The organism is Microbacterium sp., assembly GCF_029263575.1.
Taxonomy (GTDB): domain Bacteria; phylum Actinomycetota; class Actinomycetes; order Actinomycetales; family Microbacteriaceae; genus Microbacterium.
In genome coordinates this window covers 1-17994 of the sequence record NZ_JAJUFV010000056.1, presented here as the reverse complement: position 1 = coordinate 17994, position 17994 = coordinate 1, and the positions used below count along the sequence as shown (strand labels likewise).

18 protein-coding genes are annotated in these 17994 nt (G+C 67.4%); 15 read left to right on the top strand and 3 right to left on the bottom strand.

The genetic code is table 11. From position 1 onward, the window contains the following. The 10 genes from Q1J95_RS07675 to Q1J95_RS07630 all read left to right on the top strand — a co-directional run. A partial coding sequence (locus Q1J95_RS07675; RefSeq protein ID WP_300266850.1) for a phosphoribosyltransferase occupies window positions 1-262 on the top strand: 262 nt, incomplete at its 5' end. 69 nt (window positions 263-331) lie between these two features. Beyond that, the gene (ftsH, locus tag Q1J95_RS07670; RefSeq protein ID WP_300266848.1) at window positions 332-2347 is read left to right on the top strand and encodes an ATP-dependent zinc metalloprotease FtsH; all 2016 of its coding nucleotides are present in this window, start codon (window positions 332-334) and stop codon (window positions 2345-2347) included. 2 nt (window positions 2348-2349) lie between these two features. Continuing rightward, complete coding sequence (folE, locus tag Q1J95_RS07665; RefSeq protein ID WP_300266846.1) at window positions 2350-2985, top strand: GTP cyclohydrolase I; 636 nt, start codon at window positions 2350-2352, stop codon at window positions 2983-2985. Then, window positions 2982-3902, top strand: a complete 921-nt coding sequence (gene folP / locus Q1J95_RS07660) for a dihydropteroate synthase (RefSeq protein WP_300266845.1) — start codon at window positions 2982-2984, stop codon at window positions 3900-3902. The genes folE and folP overlap by 4 nt, the downstream gene beginning before the upstream one ends. 1 nt (window position 3903) lies before the next feature. Beyond that, window positions 3904-4284, top strand: coding sequence for a dihydroneopterin aldolase (gene folB, locus Q1J95_RS07655; protein WP_300266843.1), 381 nt, complete (start codon window positions 3904-3906; stop codon window positions 4282-4284). Then, the gene (gene folK, locus Q1J95_RS07650; RefSeq protein WP_300266842.1) at window positions 4281-4829 is read left to right on the top strand and encodes a 2-amino-4-hydroxy-6-hydroxymethyldihydropteridine diphosphokinase; all 549 of its coding nucleotides are present in this window, start codon (window positions 4281-4283) and stop codon (window positions 4827-4829) included. The genes folB and folK overlap by 4 nt, the downstream gene beginning before the upstream one ends. Next, a complete protein-coding gene (locus Q1J95_RS07645) occupies window positions 4826-5314 on the top strand; it encodes a DUF3180 family protein (RefSeq protein WP_300266840.1) in 489 nt (162 codons plus the stop codon). The genes folK and Q1J95_RS07645 overlap by 4 nt, the downstream gene beginning before the upstream one ends. A gap of 247 nt (window positions 5315-5561) precedes the next feature. Further along, window positions 5562-6005 carry a PH domain-containing protein gene (locus tag Q1J95_RS07640; protein ID WP_300266851.1) on the top strand — a complete coding sequence of 148 codons (444 nt, stop codon included), beginning with the start codon at window positions 5562-5564 and terminating at the stop codon, window positions 6003-6005. A 2-nt stretch (window positions 6006-6007) separates the two neighbouring features. Next, window positions 6008-7717 (top strand): PH domain-containing protein, encoded by a 1710-nt coding sequence (locus Q1J95_RS07635; protein WP_300266839.1) that lies wholly within the window; start codon window positions 6008-6010, stop codon window positions 7715-7717. Continuing rightward, complete coding sequence (locus Q1J95_RS07630; protein ID WP_300266838.1) at window positions 7707-8396, top strand: DUF2520 domain-containing protein; 690 nt, start codon at window positions 7707-7709, stop codon at window positions 8394-8396. Before Q1J95_RS07635 ends, Q1J95_RS07630 begins: the two co-directional genes overlap by 11 nt. 19 nt (window positions 8397-8415) lie before the next feature. Here Q1J95_RS07630 and Q1J95_RS07625 read toward each other — a convergent pair whose 3' ends face one another. Continuing rightward, the gene (locus tag Q1J95_RS07625) at window positions 8416-10242 is read right to left on the bottom strand and encodes a DUF2207 domain-containing protein (protein ID WP_300266837.1); all 1827 of its coding nucleotides are present in this window, start codon (window positions 10240-10242) and stop codon (window positions 8416-8418) included. A 104-nt stretch (window positions 10243-10346) separates the two neighbouring features. Between Q1J95_RS07625 and lysS the strand changes: the two genes are divergently transcribed. Continuing rightward, a complete protein-coding gene (gene lysS, locus Q1J95_RS07620) occupies window positions 10347-11876 on the top strand; it encodes a lysine--tRNA ligase (RefSeq protein ID WP_300266835.1) in 1530 nt (509 codons plus the stop codon). Between the two features lie 21 nt (window positions 11877-11897). On the opposite strand, the gene Q1J95_RS07615 is transcribed toward lysS, so the two are convergent. After that, window positions 11898-13022: a DUF4192 family protein gene (locus Q1J95_RS07615; protein WP_300266834.1), complete on the bottom strand. Its 1125-nt coding sequence runs from the start codon at window positions 13020-13022 to the stop codon at window positions 11898-11900. A 117-nt stretch (window positions 13023-13139) separates the two neighbouring features. Here Q1J95_RS07615 and Q1J95_RS07610 point away from each other — a divergent pair, with 117 nt between their 5' ends. The 3 genes from Q1J95_RS07610 (at window position 13140) to Q1J95_RS07600 (ending at window position 15730) form a co-directional block, all read left to right on the top strand. Then, the gene (locus tag Q1J95_RS07610; RefSeq protein ID WP_300266832.1) at window positions 13140-13316 is read left to right on the top strand and encodes a hypothetical protein; all 177 of its coding nucleotides are present in this window, start codon (window positions 13140-13142) and stop codon (window positions 13314-13316) included. Window positions 13317-13420: 104 nt separating this feature from the next. Then, window positions 13421-14875, top strand: coding sequence for a cardiolipin synthase (gene cls, locus Q1J95_RS07605; RefSeq protein ID WP_300266829.1), 1455 nt, complete (start codon window positions 13421-13423; stop codon window positions 14873-14875). A 54-nt stretch (window positions 14876-14929) separates the two neighbouring features. Next, the gene (locus tag Q1J95_RS07600; RefSeq protein ID WP_300266827.1) at window positions 14930-15730 is read left to right on the top strand and encodes a hypothetical protein; all 801 of its coding nucleotides are present in this window, start codon (window positions 14930-14932) and stop codon (window positions 15728-15730) included. Window positions 15731-15891: 161 nt separating this feature from the next. Here the strand turns inward: Q1J95_RS07600 and Q1J95_RS07595 are convergent, their stop codons facing one another. Then, complete coding sequence (locus tag Q1J95_RS07595; RefSeq protein ID WP_300266825.1) at window positions 15892-16890, bottom strand: diacylglycerol kinase family protein; 999 nt, start codon at window positions 16888-16890, stop codon at window positions 15892-15894. 58 nt (window positions 16891-16948) lie between these two features. Here Q1J95_RS07595 and serS point away from each other — a divergent pair. Continuing rightward, a partial coding sequence (serS, locus tag Q1J95_RS07590; RefSeq protein WP_300266823.1) for a serine--tRNA ligase occupies window positions 16949-17994 on the top strand: 1046 nt, incomplete at its 3' end.

Genomic DNA, 17994 nt, shown 5'->3' with positions numbered 1-17994 from the left:
GCACGTGCTCATCGTCGAAGACATCATCGACTCGGGACTGACGCTCAGCTGGCTGCTCGAGAACTTCGAGTCGCGCGGCCCGGAGTCCATCGAGGTACTCGCTCTGCTGCGCAAGCCCGACGCGGCGAAGGTCGAGATCGACAGCAAATACGTCGGCTTCGACATCCCGAAGGACTTCGTCGTCGGCTACGGCCTCGACTACGACGAGCGCTACCGCAACCTGCGCGACGTCGCGGTGCTGGCGCCGCACATCTACAGCTGACCGCGGCGGCGTACGCCGTGGGCGAATCACAGCGGACCGCAAAGAACGAAGCGATACGCTGAACGGATCATGGATGTGAAGAAGATCACCCGGAACCCACTGCTCTATGTAGTGCTGATCGGTGCTTTGCTGTTCGGCGGCTTCCTGCTGATCTCGAACCTCGGCGCACCCAAGTCGATCACCACCCAGCAGGGCCTTGACCTGCTGGATGGAAAAACGGTGACGGAGGTGACCAACACCGACGGCGACCAGCGCGTCGACATGACCCTGTCGGAGGAGTTCGAGGGCTCCACGTCGGTGCAGTTCTACTACGTCGACGCTCGTGCCAGCGAGGTCGTCGAGGCGATCACATCCGCTGATCCGAAGGACGGCTTCAACGATGTCGTCCCGCGCGCCACCTGGTTCGATGGCTTCCTCTCCCTTCTTCTGCCTCTCGTCCTTCTCGGTCTGCTGTTCTGGTGGCTGCTGTCGTCGATGCAGGGCGGCGGCGGCAAGGTCATGCAGTTCGGCAAGTCCAAGGCGAAGCTCGTCAACAAAGAGACGCCGACGGTTACGTTCGCCGATGTCGCCGGTGCCGATGAGGCCATCGAAGAGCTCCACGAGATCAAAGAGTTCCTCGAAGACCCGGCGAAGTTCCAGGCCATCGGCGCCCGCATCCCGAAGGGCGTACTGCTGTACGGCCCTCCCGGAACGGGTAAGACTCTGCTCGCTCGTGCCGTCGCCGGTGAGGCCGGCGCCCCGTTCTACTCGATCTCGGGTTCGGACTTCGTCGAGATGTTCGTCGGTGTCGGTGCGTCCCGTGTCCGCGACCTGTTCACCCAGGCGAAAGAGAACGCCCCCGCCATCATCTTCATCGACGAGATCGACGCCGTCGGCCGCCACCGCGGTGCCGGTATGGGCGGCGGTAACGACGAGCGCGAGCAGACCCTGAACCAGATGCTCGTCGAGATGGACGGCTTCGACCCGAACGCGAATGTCATCGTGATCGCGGCGACCAACCGTCCCGACATCCTCGACCCCGCGCTTCTGCGCCCCGGCCGCTTCGACCGGCAGATCGGCGTGGATGCCCCCGACCTCAAGGGACGCTTGCACATTCTGCAGGTGCACGCGAAGGGCAAGCCGCTCTCGCAGAGCGTCGACCTCGAAGTCGTCGCGCGCAAGAGCCCCGGCTTCACCGGTGCCGACCTCGCGAACGTGCTCAACGAGGCCGCGCTGCTCACCGCGCGCTCGAACGCGCAGCTGATCGACAATCGTGCCCTCGACGAGGCCATCGACCGTGTCATCGCCGGTCCCCAGCGCCGCACCCGCGTGATGAAAGACCGCGAGCGGCTCATCACGGCGTACCACGAGGGCGGTCACGCGCTCGCCGCAGCGGCGATGAACTACACCGACCCCGTGACGAAGATCACGATCCTTCCGCGTGGCAAAGCCCTCGGTTACACGATGGTGATGCCGGTCGACGACAAGTACTCCGTCACCCGCAACGAGCTGCAAGACCAGCTGACCTACGCCATGGGCGGTCGCGTCGCGGAGGAGCTCGTCTTCCACGACCCCACCACAGGAGCCTCGAATGACATCGAGAAGGCGACGAGCATCGCCCGCAAGATGGTCATCGAGTACGGCATGACGACCGAGCTCGGCCCGGTCAAGCTGGGCTCCGAGGGTGGCGAGCCCTTCGCCGGGCGCGACATGGGCCGTGGCCGCGAGTACTCCGAGACGATCGCCGAACGCGTCGACACCGAGGTGCGTGCGCTCATCGAGCAGGCGCACAACGAGGCCTACCAGGTGCTCAGCGAGAACCGCGACGTCCTCGACCGGCTCGCCCTCGCCCTGCTCGAGGAAGAGACCCTCGATCACAACCGCATCGCCGAGGTCTTCACCGACGTGCGTAAGCTGCCCGAGCGCCCGCAGTGGCTCTCGAGCGAAGATCGCCCGGTCTCGGATCGTCCGCCCATCGACGTTCCCAAGCGTGTGGTCCCCGCGGATGCCGTGGCCGCCGTCGACGGTTCGACCGATGCCGCCACGTCCCGTGGCGCAGCTGACGGAACACCGGCATCCGGGCAGGCCCGGCCGGCGACGGCGTAACCGTGGCTGTCAACAGGCAGCGTATTGAACAGCTCACGCGTGAGCTGTTAGAGGCCATCGGCGAAGACCCGGAGCGTCCGGGCCTGAAGCAGACGCCGGCCCGCATGGCCGAGCTGTACGCCGAGTTCTTCGCCGGCGTCGGCGAGGACCCTGCGGTCGCACTCGAGCGCACGATCAGCGTCTCGCGCGGTCCAGCGCCCGAGACCCTGCCGTCGGGCGCCGTGCTGCTGCGCAACGTCAGGTTCCGCTCGGTCTGCGAACACCACCTGCTGCCGTTCGCCGGTCACGCCCACATCGCCTATCTGCCCGGAGAACAGGTCGTCGGTCTCGGCGCTCTCGTCCGCGTGGTCGAGACGCTCGCGACGCGACCACAGGTGCAAGAACGCCTCGGTGAGCAGATCGCCGACACGATCGCCGAGCACCTCGACACGACCGGGGTGCTGGTCGTGCTCGACGCGGTGCACGGCTGCGTCACGATGCGCGGCGGACGCCAACTTGACGCATCGACGGTCACCATGGCTGCGCGCGGCGCATACACCGATCCTGCCCAGCGGGCCGAGCTGATCGCCTTGATCGGCGGCCTGGCAGGCGGGATATCGGATGCTTCGGCACCCGGCACAGGGAGCGAGACGCGATGACCGCGATCTGGGGCATCGTCAACGTCACCCCCGACTCGTTCAGCGACGGCGGGCGCTACCTGGATGCCGAACGAGCGATCGCGCACGGCATCCGTCTGCATGAGGTCGGTGCGTCGGTGCTCGACGTGGGCGGCGAGTCGACGCGGCCCGGCGCTGTCCGCGTGGACCCGGTGGTCGAACAGCAGCGCGTGGTGCCGGTTGTTCAGGAGCTCTCCGCTCGAGGGATCCCCGTGAGCATCGACACGTTGAACGCCTCGACCGCCACCGCGGCGGTGGAAGCCGGCGCACGCATCGTCAACGACGTCTCGGGCGGACTCGCCGACAGTGAGATGCTTGCCGCGGTGGCCGCGTCCGGCGCCGACTTCGCCATCGGGCACTGGCGCGGACCGTCGGACGACATGTACGCGCGCGCCGAGTACCGCCGCCCCGCGCGCGAGGTCGCAAGCGAACTGCGCGAGCGCATCGCGCAGGCGGCAGCCGCCGGCATCGCGCCGGCTCGCGTGATCGTCGATCCAGGCATCGGCTTCGCCAAGACCGGCGCACAGAACTGGGAGGTGTTGCGTGGGCTCGACGACATCACCGCCCTCGGCTACCGCGTGCTCATCGGCACCTCACGCAAGAAGTTCCTCGCCGAGACGCTGGGGGTACCGGATGCCTCGGCGGGGGTGCCAGGCCCTTCGAGCCCCACGCCCTCTCACGCCAGCGCCAGCGCTGACGCGAGCCTCGGGGCGCGTGGGCCCTGCTCAGGGACCGGCGCGGATGGTTCAGAGACCGGGGGCGTGACGCAGGAGCGGCGCGACCTCGCCACTGCTGTCACCAGCGCGCTCGCCGTGCGCTACGGGGTATGGGCTGTTCGCGTGCACGATGTGGCGGCGACGCGGGATGCTCTCGCGATCGCACACGCGTGGGAGGGCTGAGATGAACCCCCTGGATGAGATCCGACTGACCGGCCTCACGGTGTTCGGCAGACACGGCGTCTTCGATCACGAGCGCGAGAACGGGCAGGAGTTCGTGATCGACCTGCGCCTGCAGCTGGAACTGGCGGCGGCCGCGGCATCCGATGATGTGACCGATACCGTGCACTATGGCGAGCTCGCCGAGAAAGTGACGGCCGTCGTCGGCGGCGAAGCCGTCGACCTGATCGAGACGCTGGCCGAGCGCATCGCGACTGTCGTACTCGAAGACGAACGCGTCCAGCGTGTGGGCGTCACAGTGCACAAGCCGCAGGCGCCGATTCCTCTGACCTTCTCCGACGTCTCGGTCACCGTGCACCGCGAACGAGGGGAGGGGCGGCGATGATCCGCCGACCCCCGCCCGAGGTGCCGAGGTCAGGTCCTGGACGCGAGCAGACGACCGCCGTGGTGGCGCTCGGATCGAATCTGGGCGATCGTGCGGCGACGATCCGGCGTGCCGTCGAGCGCATCTCTCGGCTGCCGCTCGTCGACGACGTTCGGCTCTCGGAGCTCTTCGAGACCGTCGCGCTGCGCGTGGACGGCCCCGATCCGGATGCCCCGACCTACGTCAACGCGGTCGCCCTGGTCACCACGAGCCTGGCGCCGCAGGTCTTGCTCGGGATGCTGCATGCCATCGAGGCCGAGAACGGCCGCGAGCGGCACGAACGCTGGGGGGATCGCACTCTCGATCTCGACCTGATCAGCTACGGCGATGTCACCAGTGACGACCCGCAGCTGCTGCTGCCGCATCCGCGCGCTCATGAACGGCTGTTCGTGCTCGAGCCCTGGCTGAGCCTCGATGCCGAGGCTGAGATCCCCGGTCGAGGAAAGGTCGCCGCTCTCGCCGCGCGTCTGCGCGCCGAGAGCAAGCCCGACGGGGATGGCGTATGAAGCGCACCTCGGCGACCGTCCTCATCTCTCTCGCCCTCGTCAGCGGCGCGGCCGGATACCTGACCGATCACCTGCTGACCGTGACCGGACACGCGACCTTCACCCCTTCCGGCTTTCTGCCGGTACTGCTTCTGCTGCTCGCTGCGGCCGCCCTCGCGCTCGCCTGGCCGGTGCGGCGCAGCGTGCGCGGGCTGACCCCGGGACGCATCGACCCGTTTCGGGCGCTGCGCGCGGCCACTCTGGCGCGAGCGTCGAGTCTGCTGGGCGCGATCATGGCCGGAGGGGGAGCCGGGCTGGGGGTGTTCCTGCTGTCGCGTCCGGTCGAGCCCCAGGTAGGGTCGATCATGGCGATGGTCGCGCTCGTGGCGAGTTCTCTCGTGCTCGTGGCTGCGGCTCTCGTCGCCGAACAGTTCTGCACTCTGCCGAAGGATCCTGATGACCGACAGCCAGATGACCCCGCCGCCGGAGCCGAACCCAGGAACTGAGCCCTCGCGGCCCGCCGTGCCGCCGCCCGCAGCACCGCCGGCACCTGTCGCCACGCCACCGGCGACGACGGGCGCCACCCCACCCGCAGCCCCTGCCGCGCCACCCGCGGCGCCGCAGCATCCGCACACACCCGCGCCGCAGGCCGCGCCGGTCACCGCGCCCGCCGCGCTCGACGAGGGAACCTACGAGAAGCTTCGCGAGCCCCGCGGTGAGGGACGTCTCGGCCTCGACGGCACGTGGCACCAGATCTCGCCGCGGTACGTCGTCTCGCAGTTCGTGCAGAACGGCATCATCCTCGTCGTCATCATCGCCGCCGCCCTCATCGTCGGGCTCGGCTTCGATCAGTCATGGGTGTGGATCCCCGCCGGCATCCTCACCCTGATCGAAGTGCTCACGCTCGTGATCCTGCCCCGCCAGGCGAGAGCGATCGGCTACATGCTGCGTGACGATGACATCGTGTTCCGCAAGGGAATCCTGTGGCAGCGCATCATCGCCGTGCCGTACGGCCGCATGCAGCTCGTCGACATCACCCACGGACCGCTCGATCGCGCCTTCGGCGTCTCGCAGTTGAAGATGGTCACGGCCGCCGCGACGACGGGCGTTCAGATTCCCGGTCTCACGCAGGCGGCCGCCGAGGCCCTGCGCGACACGCTCATCGACGTCGCCGAGACCCGACGGACCGGCCTGTGAATATGCCCGAACAGCCCGACCCGCAAAGCGGCGAAGCACCGCAGCGCCCGGCATCCGTCGATACCAGTGCGCTCGCCGATGGCGAATGGCATCGCCTCCACCCGCTGACGCCCCTGTTCAAGGGCGGCCTGGTGCTGATCATCGTCTTCGGCCTCGTGCTGAACAACTTCCGCGACCGGATCATCTTCGGACTCGTCAGTCTCTTCACGCCGGAAGAAGCCCATGTCGACGAGTACGGCGGCGGTAGCCCTATCGACTGGGTGCTGGCCAACAACCTGCTGATCGTCGCGCTGCTGGTCGTGCTCGGCGTGCTGCTGATCGTGATCGTGGCGTTCTGGCTGGTCTGGCGGTTCCAGCAGTTCCGCATCTCCGACGAGTACGTCGAAGTGCGAAAGGGCATCATCTTCCGCTCGCAGCGCCGCGCTCCGCTCGACCGCGTGCAGGGCGTGAATCTGACCAGGCCCTTCCCCGCCCGCTTGGTCGGTATGGCCAAGCTCGAGGTCATCGGCGCGGGAACCGACGCCAACGTGCCGCTCGACTACCTGTCGACCTCGAACGCGGAGACGGTTCGAACCGACATTCTGCGCCTGGCATCCGGTGCCCGCGAAGCGCGCAAAGCGCGCCACCGCGGTCAGACGGCTCCTGCCCAGGACGCCACGGTGCGCTCGCAGCTCGTCGGCTCGATGAACGACGGCGTCAATGACATCATCGGCGGCGTCGACCTGGGCGATGTCGCGCCCGAGAGCGTCGTGAAGATCCCGACCGGACGCCTCGTCGGATCGCAACTGCTCACCGGCGTGCTGTGGTTGGTATTCTTCCTCGTGCTGCTCGGGATCTTCCTCGGAATCATGCTGCCCATCGCGCTCGCGAATGAGGACGGCGATGGACTGATCGTGCTCCTCGGTGCAGGGCTCGGTATCGGCATCCCCTTCGTGATCGCCGCGCTTGCGATCACCTGGGCGCAGATCTCGAAGTCGCTGCGCTATTCGATTGCGCCGACGCCCGACGGCGTGCGCATCACGTACGGGCTCTTCACCACTGTGACCGAGACCATCCCGCCGGGGCGAGTCTTCGCGGTCGAGGTCACGCAGTCGTTGCTGTGGCGACCGTTCGGGTGGTGGGTCGTGAGGATCAACCGCATGTCGGGCAAGAGCGCTTCTCAGCAGCAGTCGAGTTCGGCCCAGCAGTTCAACATCGTGCTGCCGGTGGGCACGCGCGCCGATGTCGAACGCGTGCTGCACCTGATCCTGCCGAACCTGCCGACGCAGGACGACCCGCTGATCTGGGAGCACGGCATCCTCGGTCCCCAGCAGGACGACCCGTACCGGGTGATGCAGTCGCGTGGCTGGTGGCGACGCCCGTTTTCGTGGAAGCGACACGGGTTCACCGTGACCGACTTCGGGCTGATTCTGCGGCGCGGTGTGCTGTGGCGCAAGCTCGCCGTGATTCCGCTCGCGCGTGTGCAGGGTGTTTCTGCTGAGCAGGGTCCGATCGATCGGATGCAGCGGGTAGGTGCGATCAGGGCGCACAGCGTGGCCGGTCCGATCGATGGAACCGTCGTCGGTCTTGACAGCGCCGAGGTGAGCACTGCGCTCGACGGGATCGTCCGTCGTGCCGCCGATGCAGCGGGCCGCGATCACACGCACCGGTGGGCTGCGCAGGGTTCGCAGGAGGTCTCGGATGCCGAGGGGGCCCTCACGCGTGAACCGTGACGGACGCCTCGGCGTCGGCATCGTCGGCGCCGGGCGGGTAGGACCGGTGATCGGTGCGGCGCTCGCCGGCGCCGGACACGCGATCACCGCCATCACGAGCGGGTCGGACGACGATCGCGTGGCCGGCGTGCTGCCCGAGGTGCCGGTGCTTGACGCGCCCGAAGTGCTGCGCCGCAGCGAACTCGTCGTGCTGGCACTGCCGCACGACGAACTCGCCGGATTCGTCGCGGGCATGGCCGAGCTGGGCGCCTGGCAGCCGGGGCAGCTGGTGCTGCACACCGACCCGGCCTATGGTTCCGGTGTGCTCGAACCGGCACAGCGGCTGGGCGCGATCGCACTGGCCGTGCACCCGGCGATCTCGTTCACCGGGACGTCGATCGATCTGCGGCAACTGCAGGCGAGCTTCGCGGCGGTGACCGCCGCGGCTCCTGTGCTGCCGATCGCGCAGGCGCTGGCGGTCGAACTGGGCTGCGAGCCGGTGGTCGTCGCTGAAGCCGACCGGCCGGTGTACGCCGAGGCCATCGCCACGGCATCCGAGTTCTCGAAAGCGATCATCGGGCAGTCGACGACGCTCTTGCGCGGTATCGGCGTCGACAACCCGGGAGGGTTTCTCTCGGCTCTCGTGCAGTCGACCGTCGAACGGGCACTGCGCGAAGCATCCGACCCGCCAGTCATCTGACGCCCGTGTTCGGCGCCGTTCACCGACCTCCGGAGAACCCGCCGCCACCGCCGCCGCCCGAGAATCCGCCGCCCGACGACCCGCCGGCGCTGCTGCTGCCGGGAGCGACGTAGGTCGCTGAGGATCTCGCCGCTGACGACAGAGACGACACGCGAAGGCCGATCCCGACATACGAGCCGTTGACCCAGGTGGGGTCGCGCCGCGCCTGGCTGTACGCGACCTCGAGAACCTCGCCCCATTCGCGCTCCTGCCCGAACAGGATCGCGTAGGGGAGCAGTTTCTCGTAGATGTGGACGACATCGACGCTGCCGTCGCTTCGCCGCTCGGCGCCGGTGTACGACTGCAGCATCTGCAACCGGTCTTCTTCTGCGACGCGGATGAACTCGCGCACGCCCTCGAGGTATTCGAGTTGCAGCGCGCCCTCTTTCGTGAGCACCGTGTATCGGTGAAACGCTACGATGCTGGCCACGATCGCGGCCGCGCCGACCATCACGGTGACGAACGTGACCGGCCCGGCCGACTCCCGGCCCGTGAACAGCGCCCAGCACATCAGCACGACCAGCCCGACGAACACCGCGAGCGCGACGAACTGGATGATGCGCGCGGCGAGGCTGCGCTCCTTCGTCGTGTACCCGCGCCGTGCCGCCTCCGCCTTGCCGGTCTTGAGCAGCTTCTGCATGCGCGCGGCGAACGACGAGCTGTTCTTGGGAAGTTTCACGACGCTGTCGACGCCGGCGCCGTTGAACAGCGCCGTCATCGCCTGCTCGTCGAGCGGATCGGGGTACGGCGCGTCGAGCCGTCGCAGACGCGGTCGCCGCTTCTTCGTGCCGGTGCCCTCGGGAAGCTCTTCGACGCGCAGCACGCCGCGCACGGCGAGGTGGACGATCTGCGCGGCCAGAGGAGTTCTGGGTTTGGGGAGCAGCGTGCTTGCGAGCAACGGCGGCAGCGTATCGGGCACGTCGTACTGAGCGACGACGATGCCGGTGCCGCGGCGCCGTGAGCGGACCATCGCGCCGGCGGCGAGCCAGGCCCCGATCGACAGAGCGAGGGTGCCGCCGCCGAGCCAGTAGGGGAGAACATCGGTGACGGCGTTGGGGAGCCGGGCGCTGGGCTGCGTGATGGTGCCCGGTTCGAGGGCGATCGCGACGGTGACGCCGGAGCCGGCGGCCAGATCGCTCTCGTCGACGACGATGGTCGAGCCGGTCTGGTTGCTGAGCTCGCAGGTGTCGGTGGATCCGTGGCGGCCCACGTAGCAGGAAGAAGCGCCGGTGAGATGCGCCGCCAGCTCGTCGGTGAAGGTGATCTCGGCGTGGAAAGAGTCGATGTCCTGCGTGCTGTCGAGCGGAAGCAGATCCCAGTAGAACTCGTCGACCTCGGTCTCGGTCGCGGCGAGAACGACATCGCGCATCTCGTACTCGATCACGTAGGTCGTCGAGCCGTGCACGTAATCATCGTCGCCGGTGAGGACGAAGAGCATGCCGTCGTCGTCTTCGGTCTCGAAGGGGACGTCTTCTCCGTGCTCGTCGCGGACGGAGAGGATGCGGGTGTCGATGTCGGCGCTCTCGTAGCGCAGCGGGAAGCCGGCGACGATGCCGCGGTTCTGATCGGTCTCGGGAAACTCCGCGACCCGTGTCTCCTCGACATGCAGTGTCGCGCGTCGGTCGTCGTCGATTCCGACGTCGTAGGTGGCCTCCCATGACGAGAAGTCGAAATCGTTGACGTCGCTGCGCACGTCGACAGCGGATGCCGCGGCCGCCGGCCACACGGCGAAAGCCGCCGAGACGACCGCGGTGAGGGCGACGGCGCGGACAGGGCTACGCCGGAGCAGGCGTCGAGCAGGAGACATACATCGAGCGTACCGAGACGGACGCCGGCATTTCCCGACGCGCGCTCGGAATGGGAGACGGCGTGGCCGCCCGGTAAACTGGGCTCGACTTTCAAGGAGCCGATATGACCCCCGCGCCCGACGCGCCTGCCCTCACCCCTGATGACGCCGACGGCGAAGAGATCCACGAGCAGAAGGCCGTGCGCCTCGCCAAGCGCGAGAGGTTGATCGAACAGCGAACGGATGCGGCGGGTGGGGCGTTTCCGGTCGGTGTGCCCGTGACGCACACGATCCCGGCGCTCCGCGACGAGTACGGCGGGCTCGAAGCAGGCGACGAGACGGGCGTGGTGGTCGGCATCGCCGGGCGGGTGGTGTTCAGCCGCAACACCGGCAAGCTCTGCTTCGCGTCGCTGCAGGCCGGTGACGGCTCGCGCATCCAGGCCATGATCTCGCTCGCCGAGGTCGGGGAGGAGTCGCTGGCGCGGTGGAAGGAGTTCGTCGACCTGGGCGACCACGTCTTCGTGCACGGTCAGGTCATCTCCAGCCGCCGCGGTGAGCTGTCGGTCATGGCCGACGACTGGGCCATCGCATCGAAGGCGATCCTGCCGCTGCCCAATGCGTACTCCGAGCTGAGCGAAGAGAGCAGGGTGCGCAGCCGCTACCTCGATCTCATCGTCCGCGAGCAGGCTCGCACGACCGTTCGCGCGCGTGCCGCTGTCAACGCCAGTCTGCGTGCGACTTTCGGCTCGCACGATTACCTCGAGGTCGAGACGCCCATGCTGCAGGTGCAGCACGGCGGGGCATCCGCTCGTCCGTTCATCACCCACTCGAACGCCTTCGATACCGAGCTGTACCTGCGCATCGCGCCGGAGCTCTACCTGAAGCGCGCCGTCGTCGGCGGCATCGAGCGCGTGTTCGAGATCAACCGCAACTTCCGCAACGAGGGCGCCGACTCGACGCACAGCCCCGAGTTCGCGATGCTCGAGGCCTACCAGGCATACGGCGACTACAACCAGATGGCCGAGCTTACACAAGAGCTCGTGCAGCAGGCCGCCATCGCCGTGAGCGGTTCGACCACGGTCACCTGGGCCGACGGCACCGAGTACGACCTCGGCGGCGAGTGGGACCGCATCTCGATGTACGAGTCGCGGTCCGAGGCCGCAGGGCGTGAGTTCACGGCATCCGATTCCGTCGACGATCTCACGGCGTTCGCCGAGAAGCACGGCGTCGACATCCCTCCCCACGCGACGCACGGCAAGCTCATCGAAGAGCTCTGGGAGCACTTCGTCAAGGGCGAGTTGACCCGCCCGACGTTCGTGATGGACTTCCCCGTCGACACCTCGCCTCTTGTGCGCGAGCACCGCTCGAAGGCGGGCGTCGTCGAGAAGTGGGATCTGTACGTGCGCGGCTTCGAACTGGCGACCGGATACTCCGAGCTCGTCGACCCGGTCATCCAGCGCGAGCGTTTCGTTGAACAGGCGAAGCTCGCAGCCTCCGGCGACGTCGAGGCCATGCGTGTCGACGAGGAGTTCCTGCGTGCGCTCGAACACGGCATGCCGCCGTCGGGTGGCATGGGCATGGGCATCGATCGCCTGCTCATGGCGATCACCGGTCTTGGCATCCGCGAGACGATCCTCTTCCCGCTCGTGAAGTGACACCGCGCTGGCACAGGTCGTTCATGGCGTGACCTCGCCACGGCGGAAGACCCACTCGGGCAGCAGTGCCGCATCGATCATGCTGTGCAACAGCGACGCCATCGAATGGGCCGGGTCGATCTCCAGCGCCTGCGTGAGGTAGTGCGCCGCGTGCGTGGAGCGACCCAGCGCCCACGACAACCATGCCGCTGCGGTCAGCGCCGCAGGACGAGACGCCCGCGGCGCCCGAGCCGCGACATTTCTCACGAGCGTCAGGGCGAGGCGAAGCCGGTCGGGGTCGGGCCGCGCCCCGCGGCCCACGAACACCTCGCCGATGTCGGCCGGAACCGCGACGCCCGCGTCTGCGAACGCCAGTTGAGCCTCGAGCGCGCGCAACCCCATGGAGATGTCGGTCGCCCACTGCACGAGAGCCACATCACGAAACCGTGGCCGATCGAAGCACCACAGCAACGCCGCGGTCGCGAACGGCTGCGGGTTCTCCGGCGTATCGAGCAGGTCTTCGAACAGCAGGGGCAGATCTTCCAGCAGCATGGCTGCCGCCAGCGCCTGGGGGTTCTCGCGCCGGGTCTCGTCGCCCGACGACGCCGGATGCGCGATCACATCGGAGAGCTCGTGCAGAGCCCGACCGACGCGCTCCTTCTCAGCCAGGTCGACCCTGGGCAGCTCGACGCCCGCGGCCTGGTCGCCGGAGACATCAGAGATGCCCGGCAGGGGCGGCGCATCGGGGACCTCGGTTGTCGGGAGCAGAACCGGATCATCATCCAGATAGCTCGACCACCCGTCTGCCGTGACGCAGAGCGCCTCGACGATGCCCAGGCCGAGGTCTGCCGCCAGGGCGAGCAGTTCGTCGACGACGATGCTTCTCGGCAGCACGACGCCGTCGGGGGTGTGCTGGGCGGGCTCATCTGTGTAGACGACGACGGCGATGGCGTCGGTGTCGGGAACGCGCGAGACGAGCCCGATCGCGGTGCCGACGAAGTCGTCGAGCTCGACCTCGTCGTGCGGAAGGTCGATGCGCATCGCGCCGTGTGCGCGCGTCTTCTGAAACGGCAGCAGCACGATGCTCTGATGCGGGGTGAACCCCGCGAGCGCGGGGACGAGGGCAAGGAAGTCGGCCGAATCTGCGGCGCGGAGCACGGTGTTCATACCGAGAGTGTGCGGGTTCGCGAGGGTGGAAAACCGGGTTCCACAGGCAGATCCGCCGATCTCGGTCTGTGCAGAGACAGTGACCGACGCCTGTCCGAGGCCGCGTACGATAGAGGTATGGACAATTTCTGGGTCGTCGCGGCGTGGTCGATTCTGCCGACCATCGCAGTGACGTTCCTCTTCTTCTTCGTCGTGCGCAGCATCCTGCGATCCGACCGCACCGAGCGCAAGGTTCACGCGAAGATCGAGGCCGAAGAACGCGCCGCTCGCGGCCTTCCGCCCCGCGCCTCCTGATTCAGAAGAGTCGCGCCTGCCGAGCCGTGTCGACGGTTGCGGCTACGCTGGGTCCACACGCCGCATCGGGCGCGTGGTGAAGTCTGACGTCGGGGGTGAGACGAATGATTCCATGGCCGTGGTGGGTTCTGGCGTTCCTCACCCTTGTCGATCTCACCATCCGCATCATCGCGATCATCGTCGTTCCTCGCAATCGACGCCCGACGGCGGCGATGGCCTGGTTGCTGGCGATCTTCTTCATTCCGTACATCGGGGTGCTCCTCTTCCTCATCATCGGAAACCCGCGCCTGCCGCGGGCGCGACGCCGCAAACAAGACCAGATCAACGAGTACATCAACGAGACGAGCGATCAACTGCACTTCGGCACGCTGCGTCCTGATGCGCCGTCGTGGTTCCCCCCGATCGTCGCGATGAACCAGAAGCTCGGCGCTCTGCCGATCTCGGGTGACAACGGCGCGCATCTGATCGGCGACTATCAGCAGTCGCTCGACGCGATGGCCGATGCGATCCGCGAGGCCGAAGACTATGTGCACGTCGAGTTCTATATCCTGCAATCGGATGCGGCGACCGACAATTTCTTCCGCGCGCTCGAAGAGGTCGCCGCCCGCCACGTCCAAGTGCGGGTGCTGCTCGATCACTGGGCGAACCGCTGGAAGCCGCGTTACCGCAAGACGATCAAACGGCTCAACGCGATGGGGGCCGACTGGCACCTGCTGCTGCCGATGCAACCGCTGAAGGGCCGCATGCAGCGCCCCGACCTGCGCAATCACCGCAAGCTGCTGGTGATCGATGGGCGCACGGCCTTCGTCGGCTCGCAGAACATCACCGATTCGTCCTACAACCTGCGTAAGAACATCAAACGCGGGTTGCACTGGGTCGATCTGATGGTGCGCGTCGACGGACCGGTCGTGCTCAGCATCAACGCGATCTTCCTCAGCGACTGGTACAGCGAGACGGACGAGGTGCTGAGCGAGATCGACATCACGCGGGCCGAGATCGGCAGCGGCGATCTCGACTGCCAGATCGTGCCCTCAGGGCCGGGGTACGAGTCCGAGAACAACCTGCGGTTGTTTCTCGAGCTGCTGTATGCGGCGAGCGAGAAGATCATCATCGTCAGCCCTTACTTCGTGCCGGACGAAGCGCTGCTGCTCGCGGTGAGCTCCGCGTGCGATCGCGGCGTGCGCGTCGAGCTGTTCGTCTCGGAAGAGGGCGACCAGGCCATGGTCTACCACGCCCAGCGCAGCTACTACGAGGCGCTGCTTCGGGCGGGCGTGCGCATCTGGATGTACCGTAAGCCGTACATTCTGCACACCAAGTCGCTCACGATCGATGATGAGGTCGCTGTGATCGGCTCGAGCAACATGGATATGCGCTCGTTCGGTCTCAACCTCGAGATCTCGATGCTCGTGCGCGGTGAAGAGTTCGTCGCAGAGGTGCGGGACCTCGAGGCCGAGTATCGCTCACTCAGCCGGGAACTGACGCTCGAGGAATGGCTGCAGCAGCCCTTGCGGTCGACGATCCTCGACAATCTGGCGCGCCTGACCTCGGCGTTGCAGTAGCGCGCGTTCGGGAGGCTGCCCATCGTTGCGGGCGCCGAAGCGTAGGCTGGCCGCATGGCTCTCATCGCTCGCACCGCGTCTTCTCGCCGCACCGGGCTGGTCGCATCGGCCGTGTTGGCGGCGGTCCTTCTCGTTTCCGGATGCGCTACGGCCCCCGGTTCATCGACATCGTCCGCGCCTGATCCGGCACCGACGAGCTCGCCCGGGCCGGATCAGTCGCCGGGGACGGTGGGCCCGCATGCACCGGACGACATGGAAGCCGTCTGGCTGGACGACGGCCGGAAGTTCGCGGTCGTGACCTGGGGATCGAGCGGTTGCATCCCGACCGTGGCCGAGGTGTCGGCGAACGGGCAGCAGGTCAGCGTCGAATTGACCGAAGGCGACAACGCTGAGGTGTGCACCGCCGACCTCGGACCGCGCGCCAGTCTCGGTGCTCTTCCCGAGGGCGTCGATCCGACGCAGGATGTCGAGCTCATCGTGACGCTCGGCGACGTGACCGACGATGTCGAGCTCGACGGCAATGCCGCGTTCACGCCCAGCGCGCAGGGGACAGAACCCAGCGCCGGGTGGTTCGACGAGGACGGAATCGTGCTTCTCACCTGGGGCTCGTCCACGTGCGGCCCCATCATCGAGGATGTGCAGCCCAACAGTTCCGGCGCCACCGTGACCTTCGCGACGGACGATCGCGTATGCACCGATGATCTGGCCCCGCGCGCCACGATCATCTTCGTCGGTGACGATGACGACACGGACGGCGATGATGACGGCGATGACGATGCGGACGATGACGACGCGTTCACGCTGACGCTCGTCGGCGGCGGTCTCGACGCGACGGTGCCGGTGCACGAGGGCTGAGCACCGCGAGCTGAGCCGAGAGGGCTGGGGGCCGAGAAGGCTGAGGGCCGAGAGGGCACTTGGGAACGGTGCGCCGCGTTCGCACCGTGCTGAACTGCCCGCTCGGTGTTCGGGGGTACGTAGCGCACGCAGCGCGGGCGGGTGCGACCGCGCGCCACCGATCAGATCGCGTCGATCGGGTGGCTCTCGGGAAGCGCGAGCAGCAGCGCCCCGGCATCGACGCGGCAGCGGATGCGGACGGCCTGACCGAACTCGTCACCGTCGAGTTCGATCGGGACCGGCGTGACGGCGGCAGTTTCGATGGCCTTGCCGCGCAGGTATCGCACCGAGGCATCCTTCCCGCGACGCTGCAGAACGAGTCGTCCGGCGCGGAAACGGCGAAGCACCGAGTTGTCCCACCAGATCTTGCGCCAGACTCCGAGCCACCCCAGTGGTCCGCTCGGCTGGATGATCGCAACGTCCAACTCGCCGTCGGCAATGGATGCCGAGGGGATGAGCGAGATGCCGGCTGGCAGCGTGCCGCAATTGGCGAACAGCACGCTGTGCACCTTCGTGGAGTGCAGGCGCGACTCGTCGAGTTGATAGACGACGCGGAACGGCTTGGCGTTCGGCAGCGAACGGGCGGCGCCGTCGACGTATGCCACCCACCCCACGGACTTCTTCAGGTCTGGTCGGGTGTTCGCGATCATGTCGGCATCGAGGCCCATGCCCGCCAGGACGACGAAAGCGTGCTCGGCGGTCTCTCCGTCGGCGCGTGTCAGGGCGGCCCAGCCGATATCGATCGGATGCCGTTGGCCTTCGAGCGCCGCGCGGATCATGATGTTCGGGTCGACCAGCGGCAGGGCGAGGTTGCGCGCGAGGAGGTTGCCCGTCCCGCTCGGGATGATCGCCAACGGCACACCTGTTCCGGCCATCGCCTCGGCCACGGCGCGCACGGTACCGTCGCCGCCGGCGACGAGCACGACCTCGACCGACCGCTCCAGGGCCTTGCGGGTGGCCTGCTGCCCGGCATCCGTCACGGTCGTGGGATAGAACGCGGGAGACGCCCATCCTGCTTCTTTCGACAGGGTGCGCACGGCGCCGCGCAGGCGCTTCTCGTCGACCTTCAGGGGGTTGTACACGAGAGCGGCCTGGCGGTGACGCGTCGGGCTCTTGCTCATGTCGATCACTCTACGTCGCGCATCCGTTCGTCCGGGTCAGGCCAACTAGACTTGACGAATGATCGACCTCGCTCTTCTTCGCGACCAGCCCGAGCTCGTCCGCCAGTCTCAGGCCGCCCGTGGCAACGACGTCGCCACGGTTGACGCCGCCATCGACGCAGACCGCACACGCCGCGCCGCCCTGAGCGCGTTCGAAGAGCTGCGCGCCGAGCAGAATGCTTTCGGCAAGCAGGTCGCCAAGGCGCCGAAAGAAGACAAGCCCGCCCTTGTCGCGCAGGCCAAAGAGCTCGCCGAGAAGGTCAAGCAGGCCCAGCACGCGTCGAATGAGGCGGCGGATGCCGCGGCATCCGCTCTGTCCCAGATCGAGAACATCGTGATCGACGGGGTCCCGGCCGGTGGCGAAGACAACTTCGTCGAGCTGCGCCGCGTCGGCGAGGCACCCACGTTCGAGTTCGAGCCGCGCGACCACCTCGAACTCGGCGAGATCCTGGGCGCGATCGACATGGAGCGCGGCGTCAAGGTCTCGGGCTCACGGTTCTACTTTCTGCGTGGTGTCGGCGCGCGCCTGGAGATCGCGCTGATGAACATGGCGCTCGACAAAGCGCTCAACAACGGGTTCGAACCGATGATCACGCCGACGCTCGTGCGCCCCGACATCATGCAGGGGACAGGTTTTCTCGGAGAGCACGCCGATGAGGTCTACCACCTCGACAAGGACGACGATCTTTATCTGGTCGGCACGAGCGAGGTCGCGCTCGCCGGGTATCACAAAGACGAGATCGTCGATCTCGCAGGAGGTGCTCTGCGGTACGCCGGCTGGTCGACGTGCTACCGGCGCGAGGCGGGGTCGTATGGCAAAGACACCCGCGGCATCATTCGCGTGCACCAGTTCAACAAGCTCGAGATGTTCGTGTACACCGACCCCGACGACGCCGAGGCAGAGCACCTTCGGCTCGTCGCACTGCAGGAGGAGATGCTGACGGCACTGGGACTGTCGTACCGCGTCATCGATGTGGCTGCGGGTGACCTGGGCTCGAGCGCCGCGCGAAAGTATGACATCGAGGCGTGGGTTCCCACGCAGGAGGCTTTCCGCGAGCTGACGTC

What these genes read in the sequence shown, in the direction of transcription:
- ftsH (WP_300266848.1), top strand. Translation starts at nt 332, where the DNA reads ATGGATGTGAAGAAGATCACCCGGAACCCACTGCTCTATGTAGTGCTG.
- folP (WP_300266845.1), top strand. Translation starts at nt 2,982, where the DNA reads ATGACCGCGATCTGGGGCATCGTCAACGTCACCCCCGACTCGTTCAGC.
- folB (WP_300266843.1), top strand. Translation starts at nt 3,904, where the DNA reads ATGAACCCCCTGGATGAGATCCGACTGACCGGCCTCACGGTGTTCGGC.
- folK (WP_300266842.1), top strand. Translation starts at nt 4,281, where the DNA reads ATGATCCGCCGACCCCCGCCCGAGGTGCCGAGGTCAGGTCCTGGACGC.
- Q1J95_RS07645 (WP_300266840.1), top strand. Translation starts at nt 4,826, where the DNA reads ATGAAGCGCACCTCGGCGACCGTCCTCATCTCTCTCGCCCTCGTCAGC.
- Q1J95_RS07635 (WP_300266839.1), top strand. Translation starts at nt 6,008, where the DNA reads ATGCCCGAACAGCCCGACCCGCAAAGCGGCGAAGCACCGCAGCGCCCG.
- Q1J95_RS07625 (WP_300266837.1), bottom strand. Translation starts at nt 10,242, where the DNA reads ATGTCTCCTGCTCGACGCCTGCTCCGGCGTAGCCCTGTCCGCGCCGTC.
- lysS (WP_300266835.1), top strand. Translation starts at nt 10,347, where the DNA reads ATGACCCCCGCGCCCGACGCGCCTGCCCTCACCCCTGATGACGCCGAC.
- Q1J95_RS07615 (WP_300266834.1), bottom strand. Translation starts at nt 13,022, where the DNA reads ATGAACACCGTGCTCCGCGCCGCAGATTCGGCCGACTTCCTTGCCCTC.
- Q1J95_RS07610 (WP_300266832.1), top strand. Translation starts at nt 13,140, where the DNA reads ATGGACAATTTCTGGGTCGTCGCGGCGTGGTCGATTCTGCCGACCATC.
- cls (WP_300266829.1), top strand. Translation starts at nt 13,421, where the DNA reads ATGATTCCATGGCCGTGGTGGGTTCTGGCGTTCCTCACCCTTGTCGAT.
- Q1J95_RS07600 (WP_300266827.1), top strand. Translation starts at nt 14,930, where the DNA reads ATGGCTCTCATCGCTCGCACCGCGTCTTCTCGCCGCACCGGGCTGGTC.
- Q1J95_RS07595 (WP_300266825.1), bottom strand. Translation starts at nt 16,890, where the DNA reads ATGAGCAAGAGCCCGACGCGTCACCGCCAGGCCGCTCTCGTGTACAAC.